General features: G+C 58.1%; 17 protein-coding genes. 15 read left to right on the top strand and 2 right to left on the bottom strand.

The annotated features are described in order from the left end of the window. The first annotated feature begins 4 nt into the window (after positions 1 to 4). The 7 genes from ACXAH8_RS20235 (at position 5) to rplA (ending at position 5,718) form a co-directional block, all read left to right on the top strand. Positions 5 to 2,182, top strand: coding sequence for a heavy metal translocating P-type ATPase (locus ACXAH8_RS20235; protein WP_475220374.1), 2,178 nt, complete (start codon positions 5 to 7; stop codon positions 2,180 to 2,182). A 5-nt stretch (positions 2,183 to 2,187) separates the two neighbouring features. Then, positions 2,188 to 2,346, top strand: a complete 159-nt coding sequence (ccoS, locus tag ACXAH8_RS20230; RefSeq protein ID WP_170375394.1) for a cbb3-type cytochrome oxidase assembly protein CcoS — start codon at positions 2,188 to 2,190, stop codon at positions 2,344 to 2,346. A gap of 101 nt (positions 2,347 to 2,447) precedes the next feature. Beyond that, positions 2,448 to 2,645: a preprotein translocase subunit SecE gene (secE, locus tag ACXAH8_RS20225; RefSeq protein ID WP_050605011.1), complete on the top strand. Its 198-nt coding sequence runs from the start codon at positions 2,448 to 2,450 to the stop codon at positions 2,643 to 2,645. A gap of 211 nt (positions 2,646 to 2,856) precedes the next feature. Beyond that, complete coding sequence (gene nusG / locus ACXAH8_RS20220) at positions 2,857 to 3,390, top strand: transcription termination/antitermination protein NusG (protein WP_170427716.1); 534 nt, start codon at positions 2,857 to 2,859, stop codon at positions 3,388 to 3,390. A 170-nt stretch (positions 3,391 to 3,560) separates the two neighbouring features. Then, complete coding sequence (locus ACXAH8_RS20215; RefSeq protein WP_475220373.1) at positions 3,561 to 4,316, top strand: hypothetical protein; 756 nt, start codon at positions 3,561 to 3,563, stop codon at positions 4,314 to 4,316. A 252-nt stretch (positions 4,317 to 4,568) separates the two neighbouring features. After that, positions 4,569 to 5,018: a 50S ribosomal protein L11 gene (gene rplK, locus ACXAH8_RS20210; protein WP_113791694.1), complete on the top strand. Its 450-nt coding sequence runs from the start codon at positions 4,569 to 4,571 to the stop codon at positions 5,016 to 5,018. Between the two features lies 1 nt (position 5,019). Further along, on the top strand, positions 5,020 to 5,718 hold the full coding sequence (gene rplA, locus ACXAH8_RS20205; protein WP_170375389.1) for a 50S ribosomal protein L1: 699 nt from the start codon (positions 5,020 to 5,022) through the stop codon (positions 5,716 to 5,718). A gap of 66 nt (positions 5,719 to 5,784) precedes the next feature. Here the strand turns inward: rplA and ACXAH8_RS20200 are convergent, their stop codons facing one another. Next, positions 5,785 to 6,744, bottom strand: a complete 960-nt coding sequence (locus ACXAH8_RS20200; RefSeq protein WP_475220372.1) for a phosphotransferase family protein — start codon at positions 6,742 to 6,744, stop codon at positions 5,785 to 5,787. Positions 6,745 to 7,179: 435 nt separating this feature from the next. Here ACXAH8_RS20200 and rplJ point away from each other — a divergent pair, with 435 nt between their 5' ends. From rplJ to ACXAH8_RS20170, 6 genes are all read left to right on the top strand, one after another. Further along, on the top strand, positions 7,180 to 7,698 hold the full coding sequence (gene rplJ / locus ACXAH8_RS20195; protein WP_170375385.1) for a 50S ribosomal protein L10: 519 nt from the start codon (positions 7,180 to 7,182) through the stop codon (positions 7,696 to 7,698). Between the two features lie 79 nt (positions 7,699 to 7,777). Further along, positions 7,778 to 8,152 (top strand): 50S ribosomal protein L7/L12, encoded by a 375-nt coding sequence (gene rplL / locus ACXAH8_RS20190; RefSeq protein ID WP_170446876.1) that lies wholly within the window; start codon positions 7,778 to 7,780, stop codon positions 8,150 to 8,152. Positions 8,153 to 8,402: 250 nt separating this feature from the next. Continuing rightward, a complete protein-coding gene (rpoB, locus tag ACXAH8_RS20185; RefSeq protein WP_475220371.1) occupies positions 8,403 to 12,539 on the top strand; it encodes a DNA-directed RNA polymerase subunit beta in 4,137 nt (1,378 codons plus the stop codon). Between the two features lie 50 nt (positions 12,540 to 12,589). Next, positions 12,590 to 16,831: a DNA-directed RNA polymerase subunit beta' gene (gene rpoC, locus ACXAH8_RS20180; protein ID WP_475220370.1), complete on the top strand. Its 4,242-nt coding sequence runs from the start codon at positions 12,590 to 12,592 to the stop codon at positions 16,829 to 16,831. Positions 16,832 to 16,974: 143 nt separating this feature from the next. Continuing rightward, positions 16,975 to 18,048: a cysteine synthase A gene (gene cysK / locus ACXAH8_RS20175; RefSeq protein ID WP_475220369.1), complete on the top strand. Its 1,074-nt coding sequence runs from the start codon at positions 16,975 to 16,977 to the stop codon at positions 18,046 to 18,048. 129 nt (positions 18,049 to 18,177) lie between these two features. Next, a complete protein-coding gene (locus tag ACXAH8_RS20170; protein WP_475220368.1) occupies positions 18,178 to 19,047 on the top strand; it encodes a DMT family transporter in 870 nt (289 codons plus the stop codon). On the opposite strand, the gene ACXAH8_RS20165 is transcribed toward ACXAH8_RS20170, so the two are convergent. Further along, complete coding sequence (locus tag ACXAH8_RS20165; RefSeq protein ID WP_475220367.1) at positions 19,032 to 19,847, bottom strand: putative rhamnosyl transferase; 816 nt, start codon at positions 19,845 to 19,847, stop codon at positions 19,032 to 19,034. The genes ACXAH8_RS20170 and ACXAH8_RS20165 overlap by 16 nt on opposite strands. A 398-nt stretch (positions 19,848 to 20,245) precedes the next feature. Between ACXAH8_RS20165 and rpsL the strand changes: the two genes are divergently transcribed. Together rpsL and rpsG are read left to right on the top strand one after the other, a co-directional pair. Next, positions 20,246 to 20,617, top strand: a complete 372-nt coding sequence (rpsL, locus tag ACXAH8_RS20160) for a 30S ribosomal protein S12 (protein WP_005621086.1) — start codon at positions 20,246 to 20,248, stop codon at positions 20,615 to 20,617. A gap of 15 nt (positions 20,618 to 20,632) precedes the next feature. Further along, entirely contained in the window at positions 20,633 to 21,103 is a 471-nt protein-coding gene (gene rpsG / locus ACXAH8_RS20155) for a 30S ribosomal protein S7 (RefSeq protein ID WP_039529242.1), read from the top strand. Positions 21,104 to 21,113 lie beyond the last annotated feature (10 nt).

Genomic DNA, 21,113 nt, shown 5'->3' with positions numbered 1-21,113 from the left:
GGCGGTGACGGCTCAGCTATCCTCAGGTACGGCGGCGTGTCCGGGGTGTATCGCCGCCCCGGCGGAACCTGCGCGGCCAATCCCAGAGGATGTGCAGATCGCGTTGTCTCTGCCCGGCATCCATTGCTCGGCTTGTATTGCGAATGTTGAGCGGGCTTTGAACGCCCATCCCGGGGTCGAGGACGCGCGCGTCAACTTGACCCTGAAGCGTGCGATGATCAAAGCCGCGCCTGAAATGCGCGCTACTGATCTGATCCCGGTGTTGGAGCGCGCGGGCTATGAGGCGCATGAGCTAGACGCCGGAGCCCTGTCGGCCACCAACGCAGACAAGGCGGGCCGCGATCTGCTGATGCGCTTGGCGGTGGCCGGGTTCGCCTCGATGAACGTGATGCTGCTGTCGGTCTCGGTCTGGTCGGGGGCGACGGATGCGACGCGGGATATGTTCCACTGGATCTCTGCCGCGATCGCCCTGCCTGCGATCGCCTTCTCGGCGCAGCCCTTCTTTGCCAATGCGTGGTCAGCCCTTCGCGTGCGTCGGCTGAACATGGATGTGCCGATTGTTCTGGCGATCTTGCTGGCGCTGGTGACGTCGCTTTGGGAAACAGCACTCAGCGGCGAGCATGCCTATTTCGACGCCGCGCTGACGCTGACCTTCTTCTTGCTGGCAGGTCGATACTTAGACTACCGCACCCGCGCCGCCGCGCGGTCCGCGGCTGAGGAGCTGACAGCGCTAGAGGTCCCTCGTGCCCTTCGGCTGATCGACGGCTCTGAAGAAGAGGTCGCTGTATCCGCCCTGGCCGTCGGAGACCTGATCCTTGTGCGGCCCGGAGGGCGGATGCCGGTGGATGGCCAGATTGTCTCAGGCCAGTCTGAATTGGACCGCTCCCTGCTGACGGGTGAGACCCTGCCTGTATTTGCTGAGGCAGGCCAGATCGTCAGCGCTGGCGAGGTCAACCTGACCGGCCCTCTGACCATCCGCGCCACGGCGGTTGGCGAAGATACATCCCTCCATCGTATGGCTGATCTCGTGGCCATCGCCGAATCCGGCCGGTCTAGATACACCTCGCTAGCGGACAAAGCGGCCAAGCTTTACGCCCCCGGCGTTCACATCCTGTCGGCGCTCAGCTTTGTGGGCTGGTACATCTATTCCGGCGACATGCGCACGGCCCTTAATATCGCGGCAGCGGTGTTGATTATCACTTGCCCGTGTGCGCTGGGGCTGGCGGTTCCTGCGGTGACCACGGCGGCCTCGGGTCGTTTGTTCCGCAAGGGGATGCTGATAAAACACGCCACCGCGCTGGAGCGTCTGGCCGAGGTCGACACGGTCGTCTTCGACAAAACTGGCACTCTGACCTCCGGCGCGCCCGAGGTGATCAATCTGGGCGATCACACCACGGCCGATCTTGAGATCGCACTGGCTCTGGCTGAGGCATCGGCGCACCCCTTGTCGGTCGCTCTGGCCAAAGCGGCGCGTGAGGCCGGGATCAAACCCGCCACGCTGCGCGACATTACCGAGGTTCCGGGTTTTGGCACAGAGGCCCAGTATCGAAGCCAGCGCGTGCGTCTGGGGCGCGCGGCTTGGGTCGGTGCGGAACAAGGGGTCGAGACCTGCGCCTGGCTTTCGGTTGGATCGAACGCGCCGGTGGCCTTCCGATTCACCGATGCCCTGCGACCAGGCGCGGCCGAGGCCGTCTCGGGCTTCGCCAAAACCGGAAAGCAGGTGATCCTGATTTCGGGCGATTCGACGGGTGCGGTGAAAGCGCTGGCCGAGAAACTGGGGATCGAGAACTGGATTGCCGAAGCGCTGCCTCAGGACAAGGCGCAGCGCATTCAGGACCTCAGCGAACAGGGCCACAAGGTCCTGATGGTGGGCGATGGCCTGAATGATACGGCAGCCCTTGCGGCGGCACATGTGTCGATCTCGCCAGCCTCGGCCCTGGATGCGGCGCGGGTTGCGTCTGACATCGTTCTGCTGGGAACCGACCTGTCCCCCATCGCCGATGCCTGCGACACTGCCGTAAAAGCCACAAAACGGATTCGCGAGAACTTCCGTATTGCCACCGTCTATAACGTGATTGCGGTGCCGCTGGCGGTGATCGGACTAGCAACGCCGTTGATCGCGGCCTTGGCGATGTCGACCTCGTCGATTACCGTATCTTTGAACGCCTTGCGGCTGAGGTAACTGTTATGGAAGTGCTCGCCTACCTGATCCCGATTTCCCTTTTTCTGGGCGGAATTGGTCTGGTTGCTTTTGTCTACACGGTCCGCTCGAACCAATACGAAGACCCCGAGGGCGATGCGCGCCGTATCCTCAGCGATGAATGGGATGACAAACCCAAGCAGTAGCTGGCTGAGGATGCAAAATCACAGTTGATCCCAACCGCCCTTGAAATTGCCGCAATGCCCGGCTATGTCCGGCCTATCCGCTAGCAGAGAGATCCCGCCAAATGGCCACCACCAACCCGATCCAGTTCATTCAGCAAGTTCGAGCCGAAGTTTCCAAGGTCGTCTGGCCGACCCGGCGCGAGGTGCTGTTGACCACGGTCATGGTGTTCATCATGGCTGCCCTGACCGCTGTTTTCTTTGCTCTGGTCGATCTGGGCATTCGTGGCGGCTTGCAACTGATCCTGGGCGCGTTCAGCTAACTGCCCTCAGGCGCGGAAACACCGCAGCCCCCCTTGCACAGCGCGGAATCTCAGAGTAGTTCACACGGGACTATTCGGAATGGGCGTGTGGCGATTCGGGCTGCGCGCCGCTTTTTATTCCGGAACACGCGGACAGGCCGCGACAGGATTTCAATACAGGGCGAACCCGCAACGCGGGGCTTGGCCCAAGGCAAACAAGGACGACAGGTTCATGGCGAAACGGTGGTACTCGGTCAGCGTTCTTTCGAATTTCGAAAAGAAGATCGCAGAGCAGATCCGCACGTCGGTGGCTGAACAGGGCCTTGAGGACGATATCGACGAAGTACTGGTCCCCACCGAAGAGGTGATCGAAGTCCGTCGCGGCAAGAAAGTCACCACCGAACGCCGCTTTATGCCCGGTTACGTTCTGGTGCATATGGAAATGTCGGATCAGGGCTATCACCTGATCAACTCGATCAACCGCGTCACCGGCTTCCTTGGTCCCCAAGGCCGCCCGATGCCGATGCGCGACGCCGAAGTGAACCAGATCCTGAACCGCGTTCAGGAAGGTGAAGAAGCGCCGAAGCTGATGATCACCTTCGAGGTCGGCGAGAAGGTCAAGGTCAACGACGGCCCGTTCGAGGATTTCGACGGCATGGTCGAGGGCGTAGACGACGAGAACCAGAAGCTGAAAGTTTCGGTTTCGATCTTTGGCCGCGAGACGCCTGTGGAACTGGACTTTACGCAGGTGACCAAGCAGGGCTGAGTCGCTTCTATCAGAGTTTTGGACGCCGCGTTGCCACTGGCGGCGCGGCGTTTTATGTGCGCTACCCTTGCGGGGCAACGTACTCATCTGAGAATTTACGAAGAATGATCGTGTCAACTTGCTAAAATGATAAACTGCTTAAAAAGTGTTTGAGCGATAGGAAACTCATTATGTGGTTAGATGCTGTTGTAATTGACAAGATTGGGTCCAATGGGGCGCTTCAAACGATACAGCTTCGCCCCCAAAAAGAAGGAGACACAATTCTCGCGGATCTCCTTGAGAACATTGATGAGTCCTTTAGAGACTCATCTGTTATCGAAGATATAGGTCCGCTGAGGGTCTACGAAAACGATGACTTCAAGGTTAATTACGCGGCTTCTTCGATTAGAAACATCTCCCTCGGCTCCAACGGCAATCTATTCATTCAATATGATCATTTTCATATTCCTGTTTTCCATGGCTACTTCGCTGCCATTTTCCCCCGCGGGTGGCGACTAAAGCAGATAAACATCTACGATCCGTATGACGACAATACGGATAATCCTCTCGAGAAGAGAAGCTATAGAGATGTAGATGTCTGCTATAGTACCCAAAGCCGATGCAGCTTTGCTCAACTCAATATGCGTACACTCGAGAAGCGACAAATTTTTTCTCTCGGGATCGTGGCTGAGGCAACAAAGGCAAAAAACTCAGGGCCGTTTGTAGACCGCGTTTGCGACAAAGTACAAATCCGGTTTACTGACCCTCGGCATGGCGGTGACTTCAAGGAGTTTCTTAACTCTTCCAATCAGTTGGCGAGGGCGTCGGTGAATGGAGAATTGCCTCCCGTGAATGTTGGAATGTCTGGACCGCTTCCGACCGTCCAAACAGACTTGGTGGGTTGGTTGAAACTACTGCGGCAGAAAATCAGGCCTGCACCTCGATAAGCAGATTTGTCTTTAATTGGCCTGTACTCGACGATCTTGTGGCGGGTTGTAGCGACCAGAGTGGACCATAACTGGTCGTTCCAAATTGCATAGCCAGCCACTTGCCAACCCCACCAATCCCCTATAAACGCCGCCTCTATCGTCTTCAGGCGAGATTCTCTCGTGGGAGGTTTCAGGGATCGCGATCCCGGATCGGACCACGCAACATAAACCGGGTGGAACGCGTTTCACCTACGTTGAAAGGAAAACCAAATGGCTAAGAAGCTTGCTGGTACGATGAAACTGCAGGTTCCTGCAGGTCAGGCGAACCCGTCGCCTCCAGTTGGTCCGGCGCTGGGTCAGCGCGGCATCAACATCATGGAATTCTGCAAGGCGTTCAACGCCAAGACCGCAGACATGGAGCAAGGTGCTCCTTGCCCGACCGTGATCACCTATTATCAGGACAAGTCCTTCACCATGGACATCAAGACGCCGCCCGCGTCTTATTACCTGAAAAAAGCAGCTGGTCTGAAGCCGGTCGGCAAGCGCAACCGTCCTCGTGGCGCGGAAAACCCCGGTCGTGAGACCGTGGCCACCGTGACCACCAAGCAGGTTCGCGAAATCGCCGAAGCCAAAATGAAAGATCTGAATGCCAACGACGTCGAAGGCGCAATGCAGATCATCCTGGGCTCGGCCCGCTCCATGGGCATCGAGGTGAAGTAAGATGGCAAAACTCGGTAAACGTACCCGCGCTGCGCGCGAAGCTGTCGCCGGCAAGGAAAACCTGTCTGTTGAAGAAGCAGTTGCCCTTGTAAAAGGCAACGCGACCTCGAAATTCGACGAGACCATCGAAATCGCGATGAACCTGGGTGTTGACACCCGTCACGCGGACCAGATGGTTCGTGGCGTAGTCGGCCTGCCGAACGGCACCGGTAAAGCGATGCGCGTTGCTGTTTTCGCTCGCGGCCCCAAGGCGGACGAAGCGAAAGAAGCTGGCGCAGATATCGTTGGCGCAGAAGACCTGATGGAAACCATCCAGGGCGGCACCATCGAATTCGATCGCTGCATCGCCACCCCGGACATGATGCCGATCGTTGGTCGTCTGGGTAAAGTTCTGGGCCCGCGCAACCTGATGCCGAACCCCAAAGTTGGCACCGTGACCATGGACGTGAAAGCGGCCGTGGAAGCAGCCAAAGGTGGTGAAGTTCAGTTCAAAGCTGAAAAAGGTGGCGTTGTGCACGCAGGCGTTGGCAAAGCGTCATTCGACGAAGCCAAGCTGGCTGAAAACGTCCGTGCCTTCATCTCGGCTGTTGCGAAAGCCAAGCCGTCGGGCGCCAAAGGCACCTACATGAAGAAGATCGCGCTCAGCTCGACCATGGGCCCGGGTGTGACCCTGGACGTGGCGGCTGCAGCAGGCGAATAAGCCTTAAAGCAGACGTAGAAATCTTTGAAACCCGAGTGGCGCAAGCTGCTCGGGTTTTTTGCTGTCTTAGCGAAAGGCTTGTTGCAGTCGCACTTGCAGCCGGTCGCGTTTGCGTAGTTCGAACTCGCTGCAGGTGATGTCGGGTTGCCAGAGACGCAGCCAGTCCTTCAGCAATCGGCCTTGCAGGCAGCAATCGAGAATCTGAGTGTCGACCGGGTGGCGATACTGGCGGAAGAACATCTCCTTGTTGCGGGTCAGAGCGCCGCTTCGGTCAACGTCTTTGTCCGCCCCGTCCCGGAAGATGTCCGCTTTCAGAAAGTCGACGATATCATATACGGCAAGTTTGTCGCGGGCCTCGGTGAAATCCAGCCCGATGGCGGTGCCTTGGCCCATGATCAGGTTCAGGCCGTGAAAATCCCCATGTGAAAACACACGCAGGTCGGGGCGGTTTTTCAAGGATGCAGCTTCGGCCAGAAATTCCTCGACCAAGGGCTGGCTGATGTCCGAGATATGCGAGGGAACTTGGGTGGACTGCTCGCGTATGCTGTCGATCATCCAACGCGGCCGAAATGCGTAGTCCGTGGCGTTTTGAACCCCGTGCAGGTCATGCAGCCACGACCCCGCCCGTCGATAGACTTGTGCCACCTGATTGTCATCGTCGCTATTGTATATGATATCCGTTGCGGTCGGGCGCGCAACAAACTCGGTCACCATGAACGCGCCGCTTGGCGACATGTAGACAGGGCGGACGACCCGGTTGTTTTTGGACGTCTTGAAGTGGTCGGTCAGTTGCTCCAGCAGGTCGAACTCTTTGCGGAGGCGTCCCGTTTCCGGTGACAAGGTATCAAGCTTCAGTGCATAGGAACGGTTCGATGTTTCGACCTTCCAAACCAGACGGGTATCGGGAAAGGCGTGGGATCGACAGTGAAAGCGGATCTGTGTGATGGGCATGTCCAAACAGGACTGCGCCAGCTCATCGGCGCAGGCGCTGGCCTTATCGAATTCTTCCAGAGTAACCGCTGTCATTTTGCCTCAAGCCCGGAGTGATATCGGGCATTCATACCGGAGGTGACCGTAGCTGAAACGCACTGTCAATGACATTGCTGGCGTCCATTGACCACTGGGTAGATCGTCCAGCATACAAAAGGCGTATTCCGCCATAAAGCCGCAAGTGCAAATAGGGCAATTTACCCCTTGGAAACCCCCTCCATCTGCCCTAAGTAGGGCTGCGAAGTAAAGCGTGCGATTCGTCGTGCGCTTTATTTCGTTTCGTCCAAGACGGTGGGTGGTGCCATATGGCCCCTTAATTCCCTGCCTGAGACGGGTAAGACCAAAGAATTCTGAGGGTCCCACCCTCGGGCGCATTTTGGCCAATCCCGTAACAACGGACCTGAACGCCGGGGTTAACCCCTCGGCAAATATGAGCCGGGGTGAGTGATCGCCCCAAACTTGGAGAGAACTGTGGATAGAGCCCAGAAAGAGAAAGTGGTCGAGGAACTCGGCCAAATCTTCGAAAGCTCTGGCGTCGTAGTGGTTGCTCACTACGCCGGTCTGACAGTTGCCGAGATGCAGGACCTTCGCGCACGTGCTCGTGACGCGGGCGGCTCCGTGCGTGTTGCCAAGAACAGGCTCGCCAAAATCGCCCTTGAGGGTAAGCCGTGTGAAAGCATGGCCGACCTGCTGACAGGGATGACCGTTCTGACCTATTCCGAGGACCCCGTGGCAGCAGCCAAGGTGGCCGAGGACTTCGCCAAAGAGAACCAAAAGTTCGAAATCCTTGGCGGTGCAATGGGCGAGAACGCTCTGGACCGGGCTGGTGTTACAGCCGTGTCGAAAATGCCGTCGCGTGAAGAGCTTATTGCTACGATCGCTGGTATGCTTGGCGCGCCTGCTTCGAACATCGCCGGTGCAATTGGCGCACCTGCAAGCAACATCGCAAGCATCCTTTCCACCATCGAAGAGAAGGCGGAAGCTGCGTAAGCGGTTGGCACTGAATGATCTGCGTAGGGGATACCCCCTGACGTTGGAACACACACTGTAAACGGAAAGAGCTGATAAAATGGCTGATCTGAAAGCACTCGCAGAAAGCATCGTGGGTCTGACCCTGCTGGAAGCACAAGAACTGAAAACCATCCTCAAAGACGAATACGGCATCGAGCCCGCAGCTGGCGGCGCCGTCATGGTTGCAGCTGGTGGCGACGCCGGTGGCGCAGCTGAGGAAGAAAAAACCGAATTCGACGTCGTTCTGAAGAACGCCGGCGCATCGAAAATCAACGTCATCAAAGAAGTTCGCGGCATCACCGGCCTGGGCCTGAAAGAAGCCAAGGAACTGGTCGAAGCCGGCGGCAAGATCAAAGAAGGCGTAGACAAAGCAGAAGCAGAAGACGTCAAAGCCAAGCTGGAAGCAGCTGGCGCCGAAGTCGAGCTGGCCTAAGCTTAGTCTCTGGCGCATCGCTGATGTGCTGAAAAATTTGGCTGGGTCCGGAGAAATCCGGGTCCAGCCGAACCTGTCTTAGAAAGGGCCTCATGCCGTGGGGCGTTTTCTAAGACACGGTTTTCGGATCGGGAGGCCGCCTTCGGGACGGTGGCCACGAATTGATCCGGGCGTGTCGTCTCGAATGTGCAAGATGCCGGGGCCCGACGGTGTCTTTGCCCGCTGAGAACATCGAAAGGTGACATCTGACATGGCTCAAACGTTCCTTGGCCAGAAACGTCTTCGTAAATATTACGGCAAAATCCGCGAAGTGCTGGAGATGCCGAACCTCATTGAGGTACAGAAATCTTCGTATGATCTTTTCCTGCGCTCCGGCGATGCAGAACAGCCCACAGACGGCGAAGGCATCAACGGTGTGTTCCAGTCGGTCTTCCCGATCAAGGATTTCAACGAAACGTCCGTTCTGGAGTTCGTGAAATACGATCTGGAGAAACCGAAATACGACGTCGAAGAGTGCATGCAGCGCGACATGACCTACAGCGCCCCGCTGAAGGTCACTCTGCGTCTGATCGTATTTGATGTCGATGAGGACACCGGCGCGAAATCGGTCAAAGACATCAAAGAACAGGACGTGTTCATGGGCGATATGCCCCTGATGACACCGAACGGGACGTTCATCGTGAACGGCACCGAGCGTGTGATCGTGTCCCAGATGCACCGCTCGCCCGGTGTGTTCTTTGACCACGACAAGGGCAAAACCCATTCCTCGGGCAAGTTGCTTTTTGCCTGCCGCATCATCCCGTATCGCGGCAGCTGGTTGGACTTTGAGTTCGACGCCAAAGACATCGTTTTCGCCCGTATCGACCGTCGCCGCAAACTGCCTGTGACAACCCTGCTATACGCGCTGGGTCTGGATCAGGAAGCGATCATGGACGCATATTACAACACCGTGTCCTACAAGCTGGACAAGAAGAAGGGCTGGGTCACGCCGTTCTTCCCCGAGCGTGTACGCGGCACCCGTCCGACCTATGATCTGGTTGATGCCAAATCCGGTGAAGTGATTGCCGAAGCGGGCAAGAAAGTCACTCCGCGCGCGGTCAAGAAGCTGATCGACGAGGGCACCGTTACCGACCTGCTGGTTCCGTTCGATCACATCGTTGGCAAATATGTCGCCAAGGACATCATCAACGAAGAAACCGGTGCGATCTATGTCGAAGCCGGTGATGAGCTGACGCTGGAATATGACAAGGACGGCGATCTGATCGGCGGCACCGCTAAAGAGTTGATCGACGCGGGTATCACCGACATTCCGGTTCTGGACATCGACAACGTCAATGTTGGTCCGTACATGCGCAACACCATGGCGCAGGACAAGAACATGAACCGCGAAAGCGCGCTCATGGACATCTACCGCGTCATGCGTCCGGGCGAGCCGCCCACCGTCGAAGCTGCGTCGGCCCTGTTTGACGCCCTGTTCTTCGACAGCGAGCGTTATGACCTGTCCGCTGTTGGTCGCGTGAAGATGAACATGCGTCTGGCTCTGGATGCGCCGGACACCCTGCGCACCCTGCGCCGCGAAGACATCGTGGCCTGCATCAAGGCGCTGGTGGAACTTCGTGACGGCAAAGGCGACATCGACGATATCGACCACCTCGGCAACCGTCGTGTGCGTTCGGTCGGCGAACTGATGGAAAACCAGTACCGCGTTGGCCTGCTGCGCATGGAGCGCGCGATCAAAGAGCGTATGTCGTCGGTCGAGATCGACACCGTCATGCCTCAGGACCTGATCAACGCGAAACCGGCTGCGGCTGCTGTTCGCGAATTCTTTGGTTCGTCGCAGCTGTCGCAGTTCATGGACCAGACCAACCCACTGTCGGAAGTTACCCACAAACGCCGCCTCTCGGCGCTTGGCCCGGGTGGTCTGACACGTGAGCGTGCGGGCTTTGAGGTGCGCGACGTACACCCGACCCACTATGGCCGGATGTGCCCGATTGAAACGCCGGAAGGTCCGAACATCGGTCTGATCAACTCGCTGGCCACCTTTGCCCGCGTGAACAAGTATGGCTTCATCGAAACACCGTACCGCGTCGTGAAAGACGCCGAGGTGACCGATGAGGTTCACTACATGTCTGCGACCGAGGAAATGCGTCACACCGTGGCGCAGGCGAACGCGACGCTGGACGCTGATGGCAAGTTCATCAACGATCTGGTGTCGACCCGTCAGGCCGGTGACTACACGCTTGCCCCGCGCGAGAATGTGGACCTGATCGACGTGTCGCCAAAACAGCTGGTCTCGGTTGCTGCATCGCTGATCCCGTTCCTTGAAAATGACGACGCTAACCGCGCTCTGATGGGCTCGAACATGCAACGTCAGGCGGTTCCGCTGCTGCGCGCCGAGGCGCCGCTGGTCGGCACCGGGATCGAGGAAAAGGTTGCTATTGACTCGGGCGCTGCGATTCAGGCGAAACGCGCCGGTATCATCGACCAGGTCGATGCCCAGCGTATCGTTATCCGCGCCACCGAAGATCTGGAACTGGGCGATGCTGGCGTTGACATCTATCGTCTACGCAAATTCCAGCGTTCGAACCAGAACACCTGCATCAACCAGCGTCCGCTGATCAAGGTGGGTGACACCGTCCAGAAGGGCGAGGTCATTGCCGATGGTCCGTCGACCGATATGGGTGAACTGGCGCTTGGTAAGAACGTGGTCGTCGCGTTCATGCCGTGGAACGGTTACAACTACGAAGACTCGATCCTGATCTCGGAACGTATCGCGCGTGATGACGTCTTCACCTCGGTTCATATCGAGGAGTTTGAAGTCGCCGCCCGTGACACCAAGCTGGGCCCGGAAGAGATCACTCGCGACATCCCGAACGTCGGTGAAGAAGCGCTGCGCAACCTCGACGAGGCGGGCATCGTTTACATCGGTGCGGATGTTGAGCCGGGCGATATTCTGGTCGGCAAGATCACTCCGAAGGGCGAAAGCCCGATGACCCCGGAAGAAAAGCTGCTGCGCGCCATCTTTGGTGAAAAAGCATCTGATGTGCGCGACACCTCGCTGCGCGTGAAGCCGGGCGATTACGGTACGGTCGTTGAGGTCCGCGTCTTCAACCGTCACGGTGTTGAAAAAGACGAGCGTGCGCTGCAGATCGAGCGTGAGGAAGTCGAACGTCTGGCCCGTGACCGGGACGACGAACTGGCGATCCTCGACCGCAACATCTATGCGCGTCTCCAGGGCCTGATCCTGGGTAAAACCGCTGTCAAAGGCCCGAAAGGCGTCAAGGCAGGGTCGGTGATCACCGAGGAGTTACTGGAAACCCTGACCCGTGGTCAGTGGTGGCAGCTGGCACTGGAAGGCGAGCAGGACGCACAGATCGTTGAGGCTCTGAACGAGCAATACGAAGTGCAAAAGCGTGCTCTGGACGCCCGTTTCGAAGACAAGGTCGAGAAAGTCCGCCGTGGCGACGACTTGCCGCCGGGTGTGATGAAGATGGTCAAAGTCTTCATCGCCGTGAAGCGTAAGCTGCAGCCGGGCGATAAGATGGCCGGTCGTCACGGGAACAAAGGTGTGATTTCCAAGGTTGTTCCGATGGAAGACATGCCGTTCCTGGCCGATGGTACTCCGGTCGACTTCTGTCTGAACCCGCTGGGCGTGCCTTCGCGTATGAACGTTGGTCAGATTCTTGAAACCCACATGGGTTGGGCCGCACGCGGTCTGGGTCTGAACATCGACGACGCTCTGGGTGAATACCGCCGCTCCGGCGATCTGACCCCGGTGCGCGAAGCGATGAAGCTGGCTTATGGCGAAGATGTCTACGAAGAAGGCATCACCGGTCTGGACGAGGATGGCCTGATCGAGGCTGCGGGCAACGTGACCCGCGGTGTTCCGATCGCAACCCCGGTCTTCGACGGTGCCAAAGAGGCCGACGTCAACGACGCGCTGGTGCGTGCGGGCTTCTCGGAAAGCGGTCAGTCGGTTCTGTTCGACGGTCGTACTGGAGAGCAATTTGCACGTCCGGTGACCGTGGGCATCAAGTACCTGCTGAAACTGCACCACCTTGTGGACGACAAAATCCACGCGCGTTCGACCGGGCCGTACAGCCTGGTGACCCAGCAGCCGCTGGGTGGTAAGGCGCAGTTCGGTGGTCAGCGCTTTGGTGAGATGGAGGTCTGGGCTCTGGAGGCTTACGGCGCCGCCTACACCCTGCAGGAGATGCTGACGGTGAAATCGGATGACGTCGCCGGCCGGACCAAGGTCTATGAGTCGATCGTCAAGGGCGAGGATAACTTTGAAGCGGGCGTACCGGAATCGTTCAACGTTCTGGTGAAAGAAGTCCGTGGCCTCGGCCTGAATATGGAACTCCTGGATGCGGAGGTTGAGGAGTAAGAGCGCTGCCCTTTCTCCCGTCCCCCCTTCCGCAAGATTTGAGGTAACAAATGAACCAGGAAATCACCAACAACCCGTTCAACCCGCTGACGCCCCCGAAGGTTTTCGACGAGATCAAGGTCTCGCTGGCGTCGCCCGAGCGGATTCTGTCTTGGTCCTACGGTGAGATCAAGAAACCCGAAACCATCAACTACCGGACGTTCAAGCCCGAGCGTGACGGTCTGTTCTGCGCGCGTATCTTTGGCCCGATCAAAGATTACGAATGTCTGTGCGGCAAATATAAGCGGATGAAGTATCGTGGCGTTGTCTGCGAGAAATGCGGTGTGGAAGTCACCCTGCAGAAAGTCCGCCGCGAGCGTATGGGCCATATCGAGCTGGCCGCGCCCGTCGCGCATATCTGGTTCCTGAAATCGCTGCCGTCCCGCATCGGTCTGATGCTGGACATGACGCTGCGTGATCTGGAACGCGTTCTGTACTTTGAAAACTATGTCGTCATCGAGCCCGGTCTGACCGACCTGACCTATGGCCAGATGCTGACCGAAGAAGAGTACATGGATGCGCAGGATGCTTACGGCATGGACGCGTTCACCGCCAATATCGGTGCCGAAGCCATCCGTGAGATGCTGGCCCAGATCGATCTGGAAGCCGAAGCCGAGCAGCTGCGCGCTGATCTGGCCGAAGCAACCGGCGAGCTGAAGCCCAAGAAAATCATCAAGCGTCTGAAGGTTGTTGAATCCTTCCTCGAGTCGGGCAACCGGCCCGAGTGGATGGTGATGACCGTGATCCCGGTCATTCCGCCGGAACTGCGTCCGCTGGTTCCGCTGGATGGTGGCCGTTTCGCGACCTCGGATCTGAACGATCTGTATCGCCGCGTCATCAACCGGAACAACCGTCTGAAGCGTCTGATCGAACTGCGCGCACCTGACATCATCGTCCGTAACGAAAAGCGGATGCTGCAGGAATCCGTGGATGCTCTGTTCGACAACGGCCGTCGTGGCCGCGTGATCACCGGCGCCAACAAGCGCCCGTTGAAATCGCTGTCGGACATGCTGAAAGGCAAGCAGGGTCGTTTCCGTCAGAACCTTCTGGGTAAGCGCGTCGACTTCTCGGGCCGTTCGGTCATTGTGACCGGCCCCGAGCTGAAGCTGCACCAATGCGGTCTGCCCAAGAAGATGGCGTTGGAACTGTTCAAGCCGTTCATCTACTCGCGCCTTGAAGCCAAGGGTCTGTCTTCGACCGTGAAACAGGCGAAGAAGCTGGTCGAGAAAGAGCGTCCCGAAGTGTGGGATATCCTCGACGAGGTGATCCGCGAACACCCTGTCATGCTGAACCGTGCGCCGACGCTGCACCGTCTTGGCATTCAGGCGTTTGAACCGGTCCTGATCGAAGGCAAAGCCATCCAGCTGCACCCGCTGGTCTGCTCGGCCTTTAACGCCGACTTCGACGGGGACCAGATGGCCGTGCACGTCCCGCTGAGCCTTGAGGCCCAGCTGGAAGCCCGTGTTCTGATGATGTCGACGAACAACGTTCTGTCGCCTGCAAACGGCGCGCCGATCATCGTTCCGTCGCAGGATATGATCCTGGGTCTCTACTATGTGACCCTGGAACGTGAAGGCATGCCGGGCGAAGGCAAGGTGTTCGGGTCGATCAACGAAGTTCAGCACGCGCTGGATTCCGGCGAAGTGCATCTGCACTCGAAAATCACCGCGCGGATCACGCAGATCGACGACGAAGGCAACGAAGTTCAGAAGCGCTATGAGACCACTCCGGGCCGTCTACGCCTGGGTGCTCTGCTGCCGATGAACAACAAAGCGCCGTTCGATCTGGTCAACCGCCTGCTGCGGAAGAAAGAAGTGCAGCAGGTGATCGACACCGTCTACCGTTATTGCGGTCAGAAAGAGTCGGTCATCTTCTGTGACCAGATCATGTCGATGGGCTTCAAAGAAGCGTTCAAGGCGGGCATCTCGTTCGGTAAGGACGACATGGTCATTCCGGACGACAAGTGGGGCATCGTTGATGACACCCGTGGTCAGGTGAAGGACTTTGAACAGCAGTACATGGACGGCCTGATCACTCAGGGCGAAAAGTACAACAAAGTTGTCGATGCCTGGTCGAAGTGTAACGACCGCGTGACCGAAGCGATGATGAGCACGATCTCGTCGTCGGATCGGGCTGAGGACGGCTCCGAGCAGGAACCGAACTCGGTCTACATGATGGCCCACTCCGGTGCGCGTGGCTCGGTCACTCAGATGAAACAGCTGGGAGGTATGCGTGGTCTGATGGCCAAGCCGAACGGTGACATCATTGAGACGCCGATCATCTCGAACTTTAAAGAAGGTCTGACCGTTCTCGAGTACTTCAACTCGACCCACGGTGCCCGTAAGGGTCTGTCGGATACCGCTCTGAAGACGGCGAACTCGGGTTACCTGACCCGTCGTCTGGTGGACGTGGCACAAGACTGTATCGTTCGTGAGATCGACTGTGGCACCGAGCGTGCGATCACTGCCGAAGCTGCCGTGAACGACGGTGAGGTTGTCGCCTCGCTGGCCGAACGTGTGCTGGGCCGTGTCGCTGCTGACGATGTTCTGCGTCCGGGCACCGATGAGGTGATCGTGGCTGCAGGTCAGCTGATCGACGAACGTATGGCCGACACCATTGATGAGGCCGGTGTTGCCTCGATGCGCATCCGCTCGCCTCTGACCTGCGAGTCCGAGGAAGGCGTCTGCGCAACCTGCTACGGCCGTGACCTTGCCCGCGGTACTATGGTGAACACAGGTGAAGCTGTCGGTATCATCGCCGCGCAGTCGATCGGTGAACCCGGTACACAGCTGACCATGCGGACATTCCACATCGGTGGTGTTGCGCAGGGTGGTCAGCAGTCGTTCCAGGAAGCCAACCAGGAAGGTGTTGTCGCGTTCGAGAACCCGCAGATCCTGGTCAATGCCGCAGGTGAAAGCCTGGTCATGGGCCGGAACATGAAGCTGGTGATCAACGACGAACACGGCGAAGAGCGGGCCAGCTTCAAGCTGGGCTATGGCTCCAAACTGTTCGTCAAGGACGGCACCAAGGTGGCCCGTGGCGACAAGCTGTTCGAGTGGGATCCCTACACCCTGCCGATCATCGCCGAGAAAGCCGGTACTGCGAAATATGTCGACCTTGTTTCGGGCCTTGCTGTCCGCGACGAGACCGACGAAGCAACCGGCATGACTCAGAAGATCGTGATCGATTGGCGCGCGGCCCCCAAAGGCAGCGACCTCAAGCCCGAGATCATTCTGGTCGGCGAAGATGGCGAACCGGTCCGCAACGATGCAGGCAACCCGGTTCACTATCCGATGTCGGTGGATGCGATCCTGTCGGTCGAAGACGGTCAGAAGGTCGAAGCCGGTGACGTTGTTGCGCGTATCCCGCGCGAAGGTGCCAAGACTAAGGACATCACCGGTGGTCTGCCGCGTGTGGCCGAACTGTTCGAAGCGCGTCGTCCGAAAGATCACGCGATCATCGCAGAAGCCGATGGGTACGTGCGCTTCGGTCGCGACTACAAGAACAAGCGCCGCATCAGCATCGAACCGGCTGACGAGTCCATGGAGACCATCGAGTACATGGTGCCCAAGGGCAAGCACATCCCGGTCGCCGAAGGGGACTTCATCCAGAAGGGTGAATACCTGATGGACGGTAACCCGGCTCCGCATGACATCCTGTCCATCATGGGTGTCGAAGCGCTGGCGGATTACATGATCGACGAGGTGCAGGACGTGTATCGTCTGCAGGGCGTGAAGATCAACGACAAGCACATCGAGGTCATCGTGCGCCAGATGCTGCAGAAGTGGGAGATCCTGGATTCAGGCGACACCACTCTGCTGAAAGGCGAACATGTCGACAAGCAAGAGTTCGACGCAGCCAACGAGAAGACCATCGCCCGCGGTGGTCGTCCGGCACAGGGCGAGCCGATCCTTCTGGGCATCACCAAAGCCTCGCTGCAGACGCGTTCGTTCATCTCGGCGGCGTCGTTCCAGGAAACCACCCGCGTGCTGACCGAAGCTTCGGTTCAGGGCAAGAAAGACAAGCTGGTTGGCCTGAAAGAGAACGTCATCGTTGGTCGCCTGATCCCTGCCGGTACAGGTGGTGCAACTCAGGCCGTTCGCCACATCGCGCAGTCGCGTGACAACGTGGTTATCGAAGCCCGCCGGGAAGAGGCCGAAGCAGCCGCTGCTCTGGCCGCGCCTAGCTTTGACGACGACATGGTCGGGGATGAGCTGGACGTTCTGGTGGAAACACCGGAAAGCCGCGAGTAACCCTCGGATCTGAGAGATAGAAAAGGCCCTGCGATTTCGCGGGGCCTTTTTGTTTGCGCCCCCCGAAGTGCGCTGTCGCAAAGAAAATTATCAATGTGACCCGGTTTGTGGCATGGTTGCGCAAAGCAGAGGAGGCGGCCGCCATGACAACTCGGCAAACGCAAGGGCGCAAGCGCCTGTATGACAGCATTCTGGACACTGTCGGAGACACGCCCTGCGTGCGCATCAACAGAATCGCGCCCTCAAACGTGACTGTTTACGTGAAGTTCGAAGCCTTCAACCCGGCCAGTTCCGTCAAGGACCGCCTGGCGCTGAACATCATAGAAGCGGCCGAGCGAGACGGTCGGCTGAAACCGGGTCAAACGGTTGTCGAGGCAACCTCGGGCAATACCGGGATCGGGTTGGCGATGGTCTGCGCGGCCAAGGGTTATCCATTGGTTGTGACCATGGCCGACAGTTTCTCGGTCGAGCGGCGCAAGCTGATGCGGTTCCTGGGGGCCAAGGTTGTCTTGACACCGCGCGCCCAGAAAGGGTTCGGCATGTATACCAAAGCCAAGGAACTGGCCGAACAGAATGGCTGGTTCCTCGCCAGCCAGTTTGAAACCGCGGCCAATGCCGACATTCATGAAAACACCACCGCGCGAGAGATTCTGGCGGATTTCGACGGGCAAAGGCTCGACTATTGGGTGACGGGCTATGGCACCGGCGGGACCGTCTCCGGCGTGGCGCGGGTTCTAAGAAAAGAACGCCCGGAGACAAAGATTATCCTGACGGAACCTGCGAATGCGGCCATTGTCTCGTCAGGCTATGTGAATACCCGCAACGACACGCACCAGCCGACCGAAAGCCATCCAAATTTCGAACCGCATCCGATCCAGGGTTGGACGCCTGATTTCATTCCTTGGGTCCTGCAGGAGGCCATAGACAACGGCTTCTATGATGAGTTGATCCCTGTGCCCGGCGCAGACGGTATTGCCTGGTCGCGCCGTTTGGCTGCGGAAGAGGGGATTTTCACCGGCATATCGGGCGGGTCCACATTTGCGGTGGCTATGAAACTGGCTGAGACCGCGCCGGACGGATCGGTGATGCTGGTGATGCTTCCAGATACCGGTGAACGGTATCTTTCGACCCCGTTGTTCGAAGGGGTGGAGGAAGAGATGACAGATGAGGAGATCGCGATCTCCAAATCGACGCCATCGGCTCAGATGACGGACTGAAGCGACTGGAAAACAACCGGTTACAGTTGCTCTTCGTGAAAAAATTTTTTGGATTGAGACGCGCGAATTGACTTTGCGCCCGATTGAAGCGTGAATACCGCCATTGTTTGAAGGCCGAGTATTGTTTGAATGAGTCCGAATGTTAAAGGCGCGCTGCTGATGATGGCCAGCATGGCCGCATTTACAGTGAATGACACGCTGGTAAAAATCGCGCTGCGAGAACTGCCCTTGTTTCAGTTGGTTGCGATCCGAGGGGCTTTGGCGACTCTGCTTGTTTACGGGTTGGCGCGCCATCTTGGAGCGTTGCATCTGAATTTTTCGCGGCACGACAAATGGTTGGTCTCAATTCGCTGTGTTGCCGAGCTTTCCGCGACATTCTTCTTCCTGACCGCTCTCAAGAACATGCCGTTGGCGAATGTGACTGCGGTTCTTCAGGTATTGCCGTTGACCGTGACGCTGGGGGCGGTCCTGTTTTTTTCGGAACATATCGGCTGGCGTCGCATCATGGCGATTGTTGTCGGGTTCATGGGCATGCTGCTGATCGTACGGCCCGGGCCCGACGGGTTCAGCGTCTATGCGATCTATGCGTTGCTGGCCGTGGTCTCGGTGACGATCCGAGACTTGATCACCCGGCGCATGTCACCGCAGGTTCCATCACTGGTGGTGACCCTTGCCACTTCGCTGTCGATCTCGGTCGCGGCGGGTTTGGTGTCGACGTTTGAGGGCTGGGTCAACCTGTCCGGCGGCAATGCTGTTCTGGTGGCCTCGGCGGCTGCATTTGTCCTGATCGGATATCTATGCAGCGTGATGGTGATGCGAGAAGGCGAGGTTGGGTTTATCGCCCCTTTCCGATACTCCAGCCTGATTTGGGCCTTGGGGCTGGGCTGGGTGGTGTTTGGCGAATGGCCTGATGCGGTGACCTTGTTCGGCGCCGGGCTGGTTGTCGGGGCTGGCTTGTTTACCCTGTTCCGCGAAAGGACAACTCAGGGCGCGCCGTGAACCTGCCGGACGATGCTTTGATCAATGGCAAAACGGGCGATGAACTCTCCCTCAAGCTCGGGGCTGAGGGCCGAGAGTTCGCGGTCATAGTTGCGAGCCCCGCGTGAGTCGTTGAACCCGTTGAGCGAACGCACCCACATTGGTGCATCGGTATAGCTGACGATGGGCATGAAGCGGCCCATGCGATGATGGGTAAAGCTGATGATCGTCTGTTTGCAGCCGCCTGCGATATGCATCCCAAGACCCACGCCCAAAAGCGGTTTATGCGTCGGTTTCGCCGTGATCCCATCGGCATTCAGCCGGGCGAAGAAGCCTTGGTTGAAATCAATGCCGACAATGGTGTTGCGCTCCATCAGGCCCTTGCTGTCGTGGGCGGATTCGCGCAGACGTTCAACGAAATCCACGGATACCGCGTCGTCATCGTCGTGGCGGAATTGGATGCAAGGCTGAGCCGGGTCCTTGCGGGCCGCGTTCAGGATATCTTTCATGATATGGCGATGCGATTTGTCGGCCCGAGGCGATTCCTGAACGATCCGGACCTGTTTCACATCTGCTGTCAGGTCGTGCAGCCGGTCATAGGCATCTTTCGGCAGGCAGTCTCCGGTCACCACCAGCAGCTCGAAATCCTCGTCGGTGTGTTCGCGAAAACAGGGCAGGGTCGAGGATTCGAACAGCCGGAATCTCTCTTCCAGACGGGCAGGGCTGTAGAGGTGACGACGCCGATCATCAAGGGTTTCATGTTCGGTCTGAAAGCTGCCAAGGGCCGGAAAGGAAAAGCGGCAAAGGCCGATTACCTGCATCTGTCATCCATCGCATAATTGTTCTGCGCGCACTATGCCGGGCTATCCCTGTACCCGCAACGCCGGAAGAGGCTGGCCGGTGTCCGCAATCGTTGATATCACAGCGCAATCCGGCCAGTTTTGCGCACTGGGGTAAGTGCTGTTGACACTTGGGCCGACTCCCCCTATTACGCGCGTCATCTCGGTACCGGGGGCCGCCCCAAAACCGATTTCAGTAATGAACTGGTCAAGACCCGGACAATTTTGCAGTTCGCGTCCTCTGATAACCAACCGCGACGTTCACCTCGGAATGGGAACGCTCGCGGATTTTGCGCTTGTGGACGCATAAGTGCAGCAAATTTAACCGCACGCAATGCGCGTGCATGTCATGTGTGTTGCAAAACGGGGAAGAAACCGGAATGCCAACTATTCAACAGCTGATCCGCAAGCCGCGGCAGCCCAAAGTAAAACGCTCGAAGTCCATGCACCTGGAGCAGTGCCCGCAGAAACGCGGCGTCTGCACACGTGTATATACAACCACACCGAAGAAGCCGAACTCGGCTATGCGTAAGGTTGCCAAGGTGCGCCTGACCAACGGTTTCGAGGTCATCTCGTACATCCCCGGTGAAAGCCACAACCTGCAGGAACACTCGGTTGTTCTGATCCGTGGTGGCCGTGTAAAAGACCTTCCCGGTGTGCGTTACCACATCCTGCGCGGTGTTCTGGATACTCAGGGCGTCAAAGATCGTAAGCAACGTCGTTCGAAATACGGCGCGAAGCGTCCCAAGTAAGAAGGAGAGGCTGATATGTCACGTCGTCACGCCGCCGAAAAACGCGAAGTCCTGCCTGACGCCAAATTTGGCGATAAGGTACTGACCAAATTCATGAACAACCTGATGATCGACGGCAAGAAGTCGGTTGCAGAGCGCATCGTTTACAACGCCTTTGACCGCGTTGAGAACAAGATCAAGCGCGCACCTGTCGAAGTGTTCCACGAGGCGCTCGACAACATCAAACCGTCGGTTGAGGTTCGCTCGCGCCGGGTTGGTGGTGCAACCTATCAGGTTCCGGTCGAAGTGCGCCCCGAGCGCCGCGAAGCACTGGCCATCCGCTGGCTGATCACTGCTGCGCGTGGCCGCAACGAAAACACCATGGAAGAACGCCTCGCCGGCGAGCTGCTGGACGCTGTACAGTCCCGCGGTACCGCCGTGAAGAAGCGCGAAGACACCCACAAGATGGCCGAGGCGAACAAAGCCTTCAGCCACTACCGTTGGTAATTCAGAGGCT

The sequence above is a fragment of the Ruegeria sp. ABV3_008 genome (assembly GCF_056161185.1).
Note: the sequence above shows the minus strand (reverse complement) of the source record. Positions and strands in the feature narration are given on the sequence as shown.

Excerpts from the sequence above, each read along its gene's own strand:
- ccoS (WP_170375394.1), top strand. The coding sequence starts at position 2,188 with ATGGAAGTGCTCGCCTACCTGATCCCGATTTCCCTTTTTCTGGGCGGA.
- secE (WP_050605011.1), top strand. The coding sequence starts at position 2,448 with ATGGCCACCACCAACCCGATCCAGTTCATTCAGCAAGTTCGAGCCGAA.
- nusG (WP_170427716.1), top strand. The coding sequence starts at position 2,857 with ATGGCGAAACGGTGGTACTCGGTCAGCGTTCTTTCGAATTTCGAAAAG.
- ACXAH8_RS20215 (WP_475220373.1), top strand. The coding sequence starts at position 3,561 with ATGTGGTTAGATGCTGTTGTAATTGACAAGATTGGGTCCAATGGGGCG.
- rplK (WP_113791694.1), top strand. The coding sequence starts at position 4,569 with ATGGCTAAGAAGCTTGCTGGTACGATGAAACTGCAGGTTCCTGCAGGT.
- rplA (WP_170375389.1), top strand. The coding sequence starts at position 5,020 with ATGGCAAAACTCGGTAAACGTACCCGCGCTGCGCGCGAAGCTGTCGCC.
- ACXAH8_RS20200 (WP_475220372.1), bottom strand. The coding sequence starts at position 6,744 with ATGACAGCGGTTACTCTGGAAGAATTCGATAAGGCCAGCGCCTGCGCC.
- rplL (WP_170446876.1), top strand. The coding sequence starts at position 7,778 with ATGGCTGATCTGAAAGCACTCGCAGAAAGCATCGTGGGTCTGACCCTG.
- rpoB (WP_475220371.1), top strand. The coding sequence starts at position 8,403 with ATGGCTCAAACGTTCCTTGGCCAGAAACGTCTTCGTAAATATTACGGC.
- rpoC (WP_475220370.1), top strand. The coding sequence starts at position 12,590 with ATGAACCAGGAAATCACCAACAACCCGTTCAACCCGCTGACGCCCCCG.
- cysK (WP_475220369.1), top strand. The coding sequence starts at position 16,975 with ATGACAACTCGGCAAACGCAAGGGCGCAAGCGCCTGTATGACAGCATT.
- ACXAH8_RS20170 (WP_475220368.1), top strand. The coding sequence starts at position 18,178 with ATGAGTCCGAATGTTAAAGGCGCGCTGCTGATGATGGCCAGCATGGCC.
- ACXAH8_RS20165 (WP_475220367.1), bottom strand. The coding sequence starts at position 19,847 with ATGCAGGTAATCGGCCTTTGCCGCTTTTCCTTTCCGGCCCTTGGCAGC.
- rpsL (WP_005621086.1), top strand. The coding sequence starts at position 20,246 with ATGCCAACTATTCAACAGCTGATCCGCAAGCCGCGGCAGCCCAAAGTA.
- rpsG (WP_039529242.1), top strand. The coding sequence starts at position 20,633 with ATGTCACGTCGTCACGCCGCCGAAAAACGCGAAGTCCTGCCTGACGCC.